At 67.1% G+C, this 12,481-nt stretch carries 8 protein-coding genes and 1 riboswitch; of the genes, 3 read left to right on the top strand and 5 right to left on the bottom strand.

Annotated elements, in window-relative coordinates; translation table 11 throughout:
• Window positions 1-563: 563 nt before the first annotated feature.
• The 5 genes from ACNSTU_RS15365 to ACNSTU_RS15345 all read right to left on the bottom strand — a co-directional run bounded on the left by ACNSTU_RS15365 (window position 564) and on the right by ACNSTU_RS15345 (window position 6,091).
• Window positions 564-929, bottom strand: a complete 366-nt coding sequence (locus ACNSTU_RS15365; RefSeq protein WP_290634807.1) for a hypothetical protein — start codon at window positions 927-929, stop codon at window positions 564-566.
• A gap of 197 nt (window positions 930-1,126) precedes the next feature.
• Window positions 1,127-1,444, bottom strand: coding sequence for a hypothetical protein (locus ACNSTU_RS15360; protein ID WP_290634809.1), 318 nt, complete (start codon window positions 1,442-1,444; stop codon window positions 1,127-1,129).
• A 152-nt stretch (window positions 1,445-1,596) separates the two neighbouring features.
• Entirely contained in the window at window positions 1,597-2,493 is an 897-nt protein-coding gene (locus ACNSTU_RS15355) for a CPBP family intramembrane glutamic endopeptidase (RefSeq protein WP_290634811.1), read from the bottom strand.
• Between the two features lie 14 nt (window positions 2,494-2,507).
• A complete protein-coding gene (locus tag ACNSTU_RS15350; protein ID WP_418212574.1) occupies window positions 2,508-3,950 on the bottom strand; it encodes a PepSY domain-containing protein in 1,443 nt (480 codons plus the stop codon).
• Window positions 3,950-6,091, bottom strand: coding sequence for a TonB-dependent receptor (locus ACNSTU_RS15345; protein WP_290634814.1), 2,142 nt, complete (start codon window positions 6,089-6,091; stop codon window positions 3,950-3,952). The genes ACNSTU_RS15350 and ACNSTU_RS15345 overlap by 1 nt, the downstream gene beginning before the upstream one ends.
• Before the next feature lie 179 nt (window positions 6,092-6,270).
• Window positions 6,271-6,506, bottom strand: a riboswitch (cobalamin riboswitch).
• A 162-nt stretch (window positions 6,507-6,668) separates the two neighbouring features.
• On the opposite strand from ACNSTU_RS15345, the gene ubiD reads away from it, so the two are divergent.
• The 3 genes from ubiD to ACNSTU_RS15330 all read left to right on the top strand — a co-directional run bounded on the left by ubiD (window position 6,669) and on the right by ACNSTU_RS15330 (window position 12,442).
• Window positions 6,669-8,135, top strand: coding sequence for a 4-hydroxy-3-polyprenylbenzoate decarboxylase (gene ubiD, locus ACNSTU_RS15340; protein WP_290634840.1), 1,467 nt, complete (start codon window positions 6,669-6,671; stop codon window positions 8,133-8,135).
• 179 nt (window positions 8,136-8,314) lie between these two features.
• On the top strand, window positions 8,315-9,376 hold the full coding sequence (locus ACNSTU_RS15335) for a CDP-6-deoxy-delta-3,4-glucoseen reductase (protein ID WP_290634816.1): 1,062 nt from the start codon (window positions 8,315-8,317) through the stop codon (window positions 9,374-9,376).
• A gap of 117 nt (window positions 9,377-9,493) precedes the next feature.
• The gene (locus ACNSTU_RS15330; protein WP_290637969.1) at window positions 9,494-12,442 is read left to right on the top strand and encodes a PAS domain S-box protein; all 2,949 of its coding nucleotides are present in this window, start codon (window positions 9,494-9,496) and stop codon (window positions 12,440-12,442) included.
• Window positions 12,443-12,481 lie beyond the last annotated feature (39 nt).

The raw sequence follows: 12,481 nt of genomic DNA, 5'->3' as shown, positions 1-12,481 counted from the left end.
CGCTGAGACCCTCCTGCGGCTTGACGCGGCCATCGAGGCGGCAATGGAACACGGCGAGTTCACCGACGAAATCAACCGCTGAACACCCCAACCCCTTACTGCAAGACGGTCATCACCGGGCGCTTACGAGTCGTAATACTCGCGGGCGAATCGTGCTAGCCCGATCTCGTTAGTCCGGTCGTCGTCGTTCATACTGCCCAACTAGAAGTAGACCTCGATACACACGTGTTACATCGCGTCATTACTGACGTATAACCTGCGGCCACACAACCAGAGGCGCCGGAATGGCGGGCTCTGACGCGCATCAACACGTCACATCCGACGGGCGCCTGGCCGACACCAGGCGGGCATTTGAGCGGTTGGGTCTCTGGAACTCAGATACAGGGGTCAGGAATGGCAATACCGCGCCCCGTTTCACTCTCGTTGTTACTGTCCATGGCTGGGCCTATCCGGCGGCGCTTAACGGAGACGCTACCGGAAATCGTATCGGCTGCCAAACGGGTGTTCTGGAGCGAAGCGTCGGCCGGCCCGAGGCATTTAGCGTGCGGGCCGGCTTGGCTGGATTACGGGCGCATTGCAGAAAGCAGGCGTTCAGCCAGGTGCTGGTCGAACTCCCCACCAATCTTGATGCCGCCTTCTCGGTCCTTGTGCAGCATGAAGATGGAGCTGTACTTGCCGCTTTCACGGAGCAGGGCGTAGGCTTTTGATTGGCCGTTTCCGTAGACGCGCACGGTGGCGTTCTGGTCGACGTCCATCACCTCTCGGGCCAGGTCGTGCTTCTCGCCACCATTGCTCTGGCGGAGCAGCTCGAACGTTTCCGAGACGCTCTTCCCCAGGTGTTCATGCAGCCCCCCGGTCAGCATCTGGTCATCTAGTCGGGAGAAGGTGAGATCGGTGGTCTGCTCTCCGTCATGGAGCTGCATGGTCACCGTTGGGCTCGGGAGGTTGCTGTGTTCGAGTCGGCGGATATCTGACCGCTCAAAGCACATCTCAACTTCGGCGAACGCAAGCCAGTAGTCACCGTTACTGCATTTGGTCGACGGCCACGACTCGGCCGGTGGTGTAGCCTGTGCGAGGGGATGGATTGCCAGCGCGCAGAGTACAAGAAGCGTCCGGACTGTCCTTGTCACAGGATCCCCCTCCCTGCCATATCAAGCTTACGGTCCCACTTATAGATCACCGCCCTAGCACAGGTGAGGGATTGGCTCGCTCTCAGGCGATCTATCGTGCTCCTCGCGAAATTCCGAGCGATCCAGGAGATGGTGGCTCGTCCGCCAGTTGGCCGGGGGATCCAGGAAAAGGCGTCTGAACAGCCGCGTATTTCCTCGAGCATCTTGCCCAAAACCCGGGCAACCTGCTCATTGACCTCGCCGGAATACCTCTTGTGGATTCCTGCGCCTTTGTACAAAGCGTTGATGACATCAACGACGGCTTCTTTGCCCATTAGTCTCTCCTTCCATAGAGGGGGGATCATCCTTGGCGGGCCCTTCTGGCACCGCTCAATGCAGAAATTACCCAAAAGAGCGGTGGTTGCCAACAAGGCTTTTCGGAGCCAACCCCAAGCCTCGCTGGCTTCGTCTGTACTCGTAGGATGTTTCACCCAGTAATCAACGGCGCCGCATTCAGTGCCACCAGCGGCGGCCCGATCCACAGCAGTGGCCCCCAGCGAACGGGGCCGCCGCTGTGGCGGCCGGGCCAGTGGCCGATGCGCAGTGCCAGCGCCAGGAGGGCCGCGCCCAGGAGCAGGGCCGAACCGCCGGCCTGCAGGAGGGCGGCGGTGTCCGCTGCGGCGTCTGTGGTCTCGGCCGGGGCCACGTCCATGGACGCCGCCAGAAGAAACAGCCCGAACGTGGCGCCGTTGTGCAGCGCGTGGATGATCACGCCCGTCCATACACTGCCGGTGAGCCACACGGCCACGCCCAGGAGCACGCCGAAGGCGACATAGACGGGTACCAGTTGCGGCAGGCCGTGCAGCCATGCGAACACGGTGGCGGAGATGGCGATGGCGGCGGGCACGCCCCAGCGCCGGCCCACCTGGTATTGCAAGCGCCCGCGCACCAGCAGCTCTTCGATGAGCGGGGCGGCGAGGAGGAGCAGGATCAGCAGCATCCAGAGGCCGCCGGGCTCGCCCATGACCCCTTCCAGCACCGGCACCCACACCTGCTCCGGCTCCGCGAGGGCCGTGTACAGGGCGATGCTGCCATAGTTGAGCACGGGGATGGCGATCAGCAGCAGGATGAATCCGCCGGCGCTGGCGCGAGGTGGGCCGAGGCGGTAGATCGACCAGCGTTCGGCGAATCCCTTCTCCCACGGGCGCAGCAGCGCGGCGATGAACACCACCAGCGCCAGGGCCATGAGCGCGGGCCGCCCGGCTGCCGGCAGGCCGTCCAGGCGCAGCGGCCACTGGGTGAACAGCGAGCCCGCCACGGCCAGCAGGGCGCACCAGAGCGTCAGGGTCAGCGGCTCCACGTGCCGCCAGGGAATCGCCCGCATGGACTGGTCTCACCTCAGTGTCGTCGTTTCACCCGGACGCGGCCCACAAGCCGCTTCCACCCGATCACCGCGCCGGTCAGGCTGAACGCCAGCCCTGCCAGGGACAGGCCCAGCACCACCACGTCCCACAGCGGCCGGCGCTCCCACAGCACCGGGAAGTCCAGGCTGTGGAGGCCATTGTACAGCCAGCGCCGCCAGCGTCCGCTGTGGTCGATGCGCGACTCTATAGTGGCTGTCTCCGGGTTGATGTAGAGGGTGGTGCCGGCGGCGTCGTCGTAGCGCAGGCGAAGCACGGGCAGCGGCCGGTCGTTGCGGCGGGCATAGTAGTAGTGGTCGTAGTCCGTGAGCCGGGTGGCCTCGGTGATACTGCCCTCGTTGACCAGCTCTTCGGCGCGGGCGATCAGGGTGTCGGCGTCCGGCTCGAAGGGGCTGCCGTCCGCCTGGCGCACGTGGCTGGTATGGGCGCCGTGGAGGTGGACGAGCGCGGCACCGGCCTGGCGATCCCATTCCAGCTCACGCACGCCATAGGGCGCTGCCGCGAGCAGCGCGGCCGGTGAGACGGCAGCCTCGGTGATCAGGGGGCCGTCCGCCCATGCGTCGGTCTGTCCTGCATCCGGGGCCGGTGGGGTGAACACGCGCCCCGGGTTCATGGAGAGCAGGCCGCTCAACATGAAGGTGAACACGAACACCACGCAGGCGATGCCGAGAATGTGGTGCCAGCGGTGCCATCCCTGGTAGGGCGTCATGCGGCCGCCCTTGTAGCGCCGCCGGACCCGCAGCCGCCAAAAGCCCACCACGGTGCCGGAGAGGATCAGGGCGATGGCGGGCACGGACAGCCAGATCACCACCTGCCGCCACAGCTCGGGGTGCTGGCGGAGCTGCCACGGGTAGATCCAGTGCACCACGGCACCCACCCAGTTCCAGCCCCGCTCGAAGCGCGTGGTGGCCTGTACCACCTCGCCAGTGCTCGACGACAGGTAAAGCCAGGAGCCGGCATCGTCCTCCATGCGGGCTCGCACCAGGGGCCGATGGGCGTTGAAGCGGCCGGAGACCGTCCACTGATCCACTTCCACCGGCTCCAGGGCCACCGCCTCGGCGCCCGCATGGCGGCGGGCAGCGCCGGCGAGCTCCATGGCATCCAGGGTCAGGGGCTCGCCGGTGGCGGCATCGACGCTTTGCCATTCACCGCCCTGTCGGAAGTGATACGCCGGCCGGCCGGGCGCGGCGTTGAGGCGCAGGGCGTCCACGTCGCCGTAGCGTTCCATCACGGCTGCGGGCGGAGCCAGCCCGGCGTCGGCCTCCAGGGTGGGCAACCCGGCCAGGCGGGCCTCGTCGTCCAGCGACGGGTAGCCCACGTACATGAGCACGATGCCGGAGGCGAACCACATGGCGATGAGCAGGCACAGGGCGATGCCCAGATACCGGTGCCAGAGGTAGATCTGCCGCTTGAACGCCATCAGAAGTGCGTGCTCAGGGTGAGATCGACACTGCGGGACTCACCCAGCAGCCACTGGCTGCCATTGAACGAACTCCAGGTGACGTGCTGCTCGTCGGTGAGGTTGCGGCCGCGCAGGGTCACCTCAGCGGAGCGGAACTGCCACGTGGCGGCGGCGCCCAACAGCGTGTACGACGGCACGTCCACCGTGTTGGCGTCATCCCCCTGGCGCGGGCCGACGTAGCGCAGATCGGTCTGCAGGGTGAGACGGTCGGTGGCGTACCAGTGGGCGCGCAGGTTGGCCAGCCGCTCGGGCACGTTCGGGGGCGTGTTGCCGTCGAAACGCTCGTCCCCACTCTGATAGTCCGCGTACTCGGCGTTCAGCACGGTGCCGTCGGCCTCGAACTTCCAGCGATCCCAGGGGCGCACGGCCATGGTCAGCTCCAGCCCCTGGGACTCCTGACGGCCGATCTGGCGGTTCTCGTCGGGGTTCTCCGGATCCTGAACACTGAGGTTGCGCTTGGCAATGTCGTAGGCAGTCAGGGTCCACTCCAGGCGGTCGTTCCAGGCGCGGTGCCGCAACCCCACCTCGGCGGCCCGGGAGCGCTCGAGCCGCTGGCTCTCCCGTGCCGGGGAGTGGGTGACCGGGGTGCTGACCGGTTTGGCGCCGGTGGCGTACTGGGCGTAGGCGGTCCAGCCGGCCGGTAGCTCCCAGACTGCCCCCAGTCGCCCCGTGGTAGGGGTATAGCGCTCGCGGTCACTGGTGCCTTCCCGGAGATCGCGGCCGTGCAGGCGGATCTGTTCGGTGCGCAGGCCGCCGATGAGATGCAGCCCGCCGCCAACGCTCAGGCGGTTTTCGCCGAACAGGGCAATGCGGTCGTTGTCGGTGCGGACGCTTGGCTGCATCGGTGTGTCGGAAAAGGAGGAATAGAGGCCCGGGTCGGGATTGTCGACGTCGACGGTGTCGTCGCCCACGTAGGGCGAGTCGTTCACATGGCGGAACTGGGTGCGGCTGATGTCGGTGCCGACGGTCACCCGATGCGGCAACCCGAAGAGTGTGTGATCGTGAACGGCCTCCAGGCGGTTACCGATCAGGTCCTGCTCGTGGACGATCCCGATCGGCACGCTGCGCTCGATCACGTCCTCCTCGGGGTCGTAGCTGTAGCTCTCCACGTTTTTCCAGGTGCGCTCGCCGGTGTGGCCGTAGGTGCGGTTGCGCAAGCGCAGGCGCTCTGTGGCCGCGAACTCGGTATCGAACCGCAGCCAGTAGCCCTCCATGGTCATCTCCGCGTCGGCGACATTGTAGTTGTTGCCCACGGTGCGGTCGTCGATGCCGCCATCGATCACGGGGGTGCCGAAATAGGGCTCGGTGTCGTCCCATTCCGCCTGGGCCGATACGGTAAAGCGCAAGCGGTCGCTGGCGTCATAGCGCAGACTGCCGGCAAGGCTGTCGTGGCGGGTGCCGGAGCGGTCGATGTCGCCATCGGACGTGAGGCGGCTGGCGTCCACCCGGTAGGAGAGCCCGTCCAGATCAGTAGGCCCACCGGCGCCGGCGGCAACCCAGGTGCGCCCGAACGAGCCGGCGGAGAGCAGCAGATCACCCTCGTGCTGCTCCGGGTTCGGCTGGCGCGGCACGTAGTTGATCGCACCGGCGATGGCGCCCTCCCCGTGGAGCACGGAAGCAGGGCCGCGCAGGACCTCGACGCGGTCGTAGAGCCAGACGTTGTCGGTGCTGGCGGACATGCCGGGTTCGCGGATGCCGTCGTGGAGCACGACGATGTCGCCACCCGTGAAACCGCGGCTTGAGAACGACCCCGGCGAGCCGGGTGGTTCACCGGCGGTAAACCCCGGAGCCGCTTCCACCGCCTCGCGGCTGGTGCGCACGCCGCGCTGCCGTTGGGTGTCGCTGTCGATGACCGTGGCGCTGGCGGGGAGCTCTTCCAGGGTGAGCCCGAGGCGGCTGCCCGTGCTCGTGGGCTGGTCCAGGGCCAGCGGGCCTGACGGCGCGGTAGTCTCCGGCGTCACTGTGAGCGGTGCCAGCGACTGGTGGCCGCCGGCGTGGGCCAGAGGGGTGGCCGTGAGCAGCGCGGCTGCCACCAACCCGTGACGCATCCGTACGCCGGATGCACGTTGCTGCGTATCAAGAGGGGATACCCTATCCATCTGCTCTCTCCTTGGCTGCAGGGAATCCCGGTGTTTTCAGGGAGGACAGCAAGGCATGCGCCGACCACGTCCCGTGTGACGGGCTGGCAGCCTTCTCGGACGACCAGTTGCGGTTCAGGACATACTTCGCCGGAGGCACCCCACGTACCACCAGGACAAGGCCCGGCGATCACAGGGAACGCCGGGGCTGACTCTCGGGCCGGTCTCCGGACTCGCGTGTGGATGCCGCAGCATCCGAGCGGACCGCCTTCCCGTGGCTTCAGCCACAGTGGCGGGGATGGTCCGCTGCAACACGCTCACCGTTGCGGGGGCAGTCCCGGACTTGGCACGGGGCGCGTTGCCCATGCCTCACCGGGTTCCCGTTTCACCTTCCCGGCCGGAACGGCCTGAAGGCACCCGAGAGCGAAACGGCAAAGCTACTGCCCCGTACTGACAGGGTCAACCGGTCCAGAAACCGTATAAGCAATGTTATAACATTGCTGTCAATGCTCCATCCCATCCAGCCCCGGTTGTGTGCGATGATCCCCGCACACAACCGCACGTACACCAGCCAACGGGAGCGTCAGCCATGGCCAGCCTGCAGTACCGGGATCTGCGCGATTTCATGGACCGCCTGGAGCGCGACGGGGAGCTCAAGCGCATCTCCGCGCCGGTGGACCCGAATCTGGAGATGACCGAGATCTGCGACCGCACCCTGCGCAAGGGCGGGCCGGCGCTGTTGTTCGAGAACCCCGTGGGGTCGGACATCCCCGTGCTGGGCAACCTGTTCGGCACGCCATATCGCGTGGCGCTGGGCATGGGCGCGGACGGCACCGAAGCCCTGCGCGAAATCGGCAAGCTGCTGGCCTTTCTCAAGGAGCCCGACCCGCCCAAGGGCATGAAGGACGCCTGGAAGCAGCTCCCCATCTTCAAGCAGGTGCTGAACATGGGGCCGAAGACGGTGCGGCGGCCGGAGTGCCAGGAGCACGTGATCGAGGGCGACGATGTCGACCTCTCCCGCCTGCCCATCTGGACCTGCTGGCCCGGCGACGCCGGCCCGCTGATCACCTGGGCGCTGGTGGTCACCCGTGGCCCGCACAAGGAGCGGCAGAACCTGGGCATCTACCGCCAGCAGGTGATCGGCCGCAACCGGGTGATCATGCGCTGGCTCGGCCACCGGGGCGGCGCGCTGGATTTCCAGGAATGGCAGCAGGAACACCCCGGCGAGCCGTTCCCCATTGCCGTGGCCCTGGGCGCGGACCCGGCGACGATCCTGGGCGCCGTCACCCCCGTGCCGGACACCCTCTCCGAATACGCCTTCGCGGGGCTGCTCCGCGGCAGCAAGACCGAGCTGGGCAAGTGCATCGGCTCCGACCTGCAGGTGCCCGCTTCGGCGGAGATCGTGCTTGAAGGCCACATTTACCCGGACGATTGGGCGGATGAAGGCCCGTTCGGCGATCACACCGGCTACTACAACGAGGTGGACCGCTTCCCGGTATTCACCATCGAGCGCATCACCCACCGCAGCAACCCGGTCTATCACAGCACCTACACGGGCCGGCCGCCGGATGAGCCGGCGGTGCTCGGGGTGGCACTGAACGAGGTGTTCGTGCCGATCCTGCAGAAACAGTTCCCGGAGATCGTGGATTTCTACCTGCCGCCGGAAGGCTGCTCCTATCGCATGGCGGTGGTGACCATGAAGAAGCAGTACCCGGGCCACGCCAAGCGCGTGATGCTGGGGGTGTGGTCGTTCCTGCGGCAGTTCATGTACACCAAGTTCGTCATTGTCACGGATGACGACGTCAACGCCCGGGACTGGAACGACGTGATCTGGGCCATGACCACGCGCATGGACCCGCAGCGCGACAGCACCTTCATCGACAACTCGCCCATCGACTACCTGGACTTCGCCTCGCCGGTCTCCGGGCTCGGCTCGAAGATCGGCTTCGACGCCACCAACAAGTGGAAGGGCGAGACCGACCGGGAATGGGGCCGGCCCATCACCATGGACCCGGAGATCAAGCGCCGGGTGGACGAGCGCTGGGACGAGCTGGGTATCGACTGACGGCAAGCCTATACTTGCCGCAGGCTCGTGCCTGCTCTGCTAGGCCGGGCACGCGGCAGGGAACTCACGGGGTGTTACAGGCGTCGGAATATTAGCCGGCACCGGGTGCCTGGTGCCGGCTGACCGTTTGCGCTCATGCCGCATTGCGTCACAATGATGGGGCGAGGCAGGGAAATGACATGAGTTACACCGTCACCATCGAACCCAGTGGCCACACCTTCACCGTGGAGCCGGAACAGTCCGTTCTCGACGCGGCGCTACGGCACGGGCTGGTCATACCTTACAGCTGCCGCAGCGGCACCTGCTGTACCTGCATGGGCAAGGTTGTCGAGGGTGCCGTCACCTACCCGGGAGGCGAGCCGCCGGAGAGCCTGGACGAGAAGGAGCTGGCCGTTGGTCAGGCGCTGTTCTGCATGGCCCGGCCCACCAGCGATCTGGTGATCGAGGTCCGCGAAGTCCGGGAGGCGGCCGACATCCCGCCGCGCAAGATGCGCTGCCGGGTCGCGCACATGGAACGCCTGGCGCCGGACGTCATGGGCCTGCACCTGAAGCTGCCGGACAGCGAACGCCTCGCCTTTCTGCCGGGCCAGTACGTGGACATCCTCCTCCGCGACGGGCGACGGCGCAGTTACTCCCTGGCGAACGCCCCCCACGACGACGATCTGCTCGCGCTGCAGGTCCGCCACATCGAGGGCGGCGAGTTCAGCGAGCAGGTGTTCCACGCCATGCAGGAGAAGGCACTGCTGCGCATCGAGGGGCCGTTCGGCACCTTTCACATCCGCGAGGAGGACCACCGGCCAATCCTCATGATTGCCGGCAGCACCGGCATCGCCCCTTTGATGAGTATGCTGGCGCACCTGATTCACACAGGTGACCAGCGTCCGGTCCACTTGTTCTGGGGCGTGCGTTCGCGGCAGGATCTGTATGCGGACGAACAGCTGCAGGCATGGGCACGGGACCACGAACCGCTTCAGTACACGCCGTGCCTGTCCGAGCCGCAGCCGGAGGACGACTGGGACGGCCGCATCGGGCTGGTCCACAACATGCTCCTTCAGGACTATCCTGACCTGAGCAGGTATGCCGTCTACATGAGCGGGCCACCCGCCATGATCGCGGCAGCGCAGAGGGACTTCGCCCGTCACGGGATCGACGAGCAGCACTTCTTCCGCGATGCTTTCGAGTTCGCGGCGGATTCGCGCCCCGACCTGACCGCCTCGGTGGCGGCCGACAACAACAGCTAGCAACAGGGAAGGGCCTGAGAGGGGCCCCTGTGATTCCATGGACAGGATCGAACCGGATCAGCGCGTGCACCACCCACACCAGGGGATGGCTCAGTCCGCTCCGGGGAGCCGGGAGCAATGAACGACCATCTCGGAACGCATCACGGCGCGCGGCCATCCCCAGGCGCCACGCAACGTCGGCGATGGCGCCCCGGACGCGCGTTCTGGGTGGGCGTCAGCGGCCTGTGCCTGACCATCGCCGCCACGGCGACACTGATCGCGCAGAATGCGCAGCACCGGGCGGAGATTTTCCGCGAGCACGCGGAGCAGACCCTGGACACCTTCGGTCAGACGATGGACAGGCACCTGGAGCGCGCGCACAACCTGGGCGCACTCATCGAGGCCGGAGCGGAGATCGACCCCGAGCGCTACGAGGAAACCCGACGACCCACCACCGACAACGGGCTCAAGTTTCTGGCGTGGATGGAGCCCGAGAATGACAGCGACGAACTGCGGATCATCCCGCTGCTCGCCAGCTCCGGCGGCGGTGTTGTCGCCCACCGTGTTCTGCGCGCCGAGCCTGCCGACAATCTCTCCCACCTACGCACCCTGGACACCGCGCTCGAGAACCGCACCATGACCGGCACGCAGGGCGTCGTGCTTTTCCACGTCAACGGCGAGCCAGTGCCCGGCTTCATTGCGTTCAACCCGGTTCGCCGGGAGGGAGAGGAGGCCGGCGTGGTCGCGCTGGCAATCCGGCTGGACCGCGCCGCTGCCAACGCTCGGCGCGACTACCCTGTCGCGCTACACGTGTTCGAACGCACCGGGGGCGGAGCACCACTGCAGCTGCATGGGCCGGGTAACGGTGACGGCGTGGCCGAGCACACCAGGCCCGAGCAGCTCGAGGATGGACGCCATGAGCGCAGAAGTCTCGAGGTAGCCGGGCGCCAGTGGACAATCTATGCCACGCCCGTGGGCGGTGGTGGCTGGATCCCGGCGCACGCGCTGATGCTGCTGTTCGCCGGAGTCGGCCTCAGCGGGCTCGCGGCGCGACTGGTGAGTCGGGAGAACCATCTGCGACAGTTGCTCTCCGGCCAGCTCATGGGCAGTGAGCAACGCTCCACCAGCCTGCAGCAGGAGCTGACGGCCGCACGGAACACCCTATCGCGCGAGGCCGCGACCCTGCAGGAGACCGAACGCTACAAGCGTTTCATGGCGGAGCGCGCATCGGAGCTGTTTGCGCGACTGGCGCCGGATGGCACCATTCTGGAGCTGTCGGCCTCCTGGGAGTCGCTGCTGGGCCACGCCCCCACCGCGATGATCGGGCGGCCGCTGGAGGAGTTCGTAATCGAAGAGCACCGGGAGGAGCTAACCCGGGCCATCGAGACACCCCGGCTCAACAGCGACCCGGTGTCGGCCACCTATCCGCTGCGCGATGCCGCCGGTGCCCTGCACTGGATGGAAGCGACCCACCTGCGGCTCGCCCCTGCCCGGCGCGACGCTGCCGGCAATCTGCTGCTGGCGGCGCGGCCCTCGGGCAAGGCGCCCCCGGCCCCCAGCCCCCAGGTCGGCCACGCGCTCCCCTACGAGGCGATCGTCCAGAAGGCGGCGGTGGGCATGGCCGTGTTCGACCCTCGCACCGGTGACTGCCTCTACGTCAACCAGGCCCTCTGTGATCTGCTTGGCTACGCGCAGAACGAGCTGCTGGAGATGGGCTACCGCGACCTCACCCATCCGGCCGACCAGCACGCCACCCGGGAACAGCTCGACCAGATCGGCGCGGCGTCCCAGGACACGTTCCAGGTGCAGAAGCGCTACCTGCACAAGACCGGACGCGTGATCTGGGTCCTGGTCACGGGCAGCCTGATCCGGGACGACCAGGGGCGGCTCACCTGCGTGGCCAGCCAGATCCGGGACATCAGTGAACAGAAGGCAGTGGAACACGCCCTGGAGCAGGTCAACCGCCGCCATGATCTCATCCTGAACGCCGCGGCCGAGGCAATATTCGGCCTGGACACCAACGGCCGGGTGGTCTTCGCCAACAAAGCCGGCTGCCTGCTGCTGAGCCGGGAGCCCGTCACCATCGAGGGCCAGGTTCTGTTCGATCTGCTCGACGCCGGCGTTCACGACGAACCCGAGGTGTGGCCGATTCACGCCTGCATGGAGGAACGCCAGGTCCGCCAGGACGAACACGCCCTGTTCCGGCGCGGAGACGGCTCCATCTTCGTTGCCGACTATACCGCCGCGCCCATCGTCGATAACGACCGGGTCACCGGCGCCGTGGTGGTGATGACCGATGCCTCGGAGCGCCAGGAGGGCGAGGCCCGCTTCCGCAGCGCCTTCGACGACGTGGCGGTCGGGATGGCGCTCATCCGCACCGATGGCAAGTTTCTGCGCGCCAACGAAGCGCTATGCCACCTGACCGGCTACGACCACGAGACGCTGCTGGCGATGCCCGCCAACGAACTCCTCCACCCCGACGACCGCGAGGCGAACTACCGCGCCAACAAGCTGATCCTCGACGGGCATCGGCCCCCGGCCCCTCTGGAACAGCGGCTGTGCCACCGGGATGGCGGCATCGCCTGGGCGCTGACCAGCACATCGGTGGTGCGCGACCCGGACGGGCAGCCCCGGTATCTGCTCAAGCAGGCGCAGGACATCACTCCGCGCAAGGTGGCCGAAGCCGCGCTGCGCGCCAGCGAGCGCCGGTTCCGCGCTGTGTTCGATGAGGCCGCCGTCGCCATGGCGCTGCTGTCCGGGCCCCAGGCACGAGTGCAGCGCACCAACGGGGCCCTGCGGACGCTGCTGGACTGCAGCGCCAACGCCCTGGACGACCAGCCGATCCTGGAGCTGATCCACCCCGATGATCAGGCCGAACTGGAGCCGCGCCTCGCCGGCGCACGCCAGGAGGACAGCTCGGCGTGCACGGTCCGGCTGACGGGATGCGCGGGCGAGCCGGTGCAGGTCCACATCCAGATCTCCATGATTGCGCAGAATGGCGGCAGCGATACCGACCCGCTGCAACTGGTGCAGATCCTGCGGCACGATGACCGCCACGACGCCGCCCGGCCCCTCGGCGACAATTGACTCAGCCGCTATACTGCCCGCTTGCGTTTGCGGGAGTGG

It is taken from the genome of Aquisalimonas sp. APHAB1-3 (assembly GCF_048323695.1).
Lineage (GTDB): Bacteria > Pseudomonadota > Gammaproteobacteria > Nitrococcales > Aquisalimonadaceae > Aquisalimonas.
This window is presented reverse-complemented; position numbering and strand designations above follow the sequence as displayed.

Bases quoted from the DNA above. Each gene is read 5' to 3' on its own strand.
- ACNSTU_RS15355 (WP_290634811.1), bottom strand. From the start codon at position 2,493: ATGCGGGCGATTCCCTGGCGGCACGTGGAGCCGCTGACCCTGACGCTC.
- ACNSTU_RS15330 (WP_290637969.1), top strand. From the start codon at position 9,494: ATGAACGACCATCTCGGAACGCATCACGGCGCGCGGCCATCCCCAGGC.
- ACNSTU_RS15345 (WP_290634814.1), bottom strand. From the start codon at position 6,091: ATGGATAGGGTATCCCCTCTTGATACGCAGCAACGTGCATCCGGCGTA.
- ACNSTU_RS15350 (WP_418212574.1), bottom strand. From the start codon at position 3,950: ATGGCGTTCAAGCGGCAGATCTACCTCTGGCACCGGTATCTGGGCATC.
- ACNSTU_RS15335 (WP_290634816.1), top strand. From the start codon at position 8,315: ATGAGTTACACCGTCACCATCGAACCCAGTGGCCACACCTTCACCGTG.
- ACNSTU_RS15360 (WP_290634809.1), bottom strand. From the start codon at position 1,444: ATGGGCAAAGAAGCCGTCGTTGATGTCATCAACGCTTTGTACAAAGGC.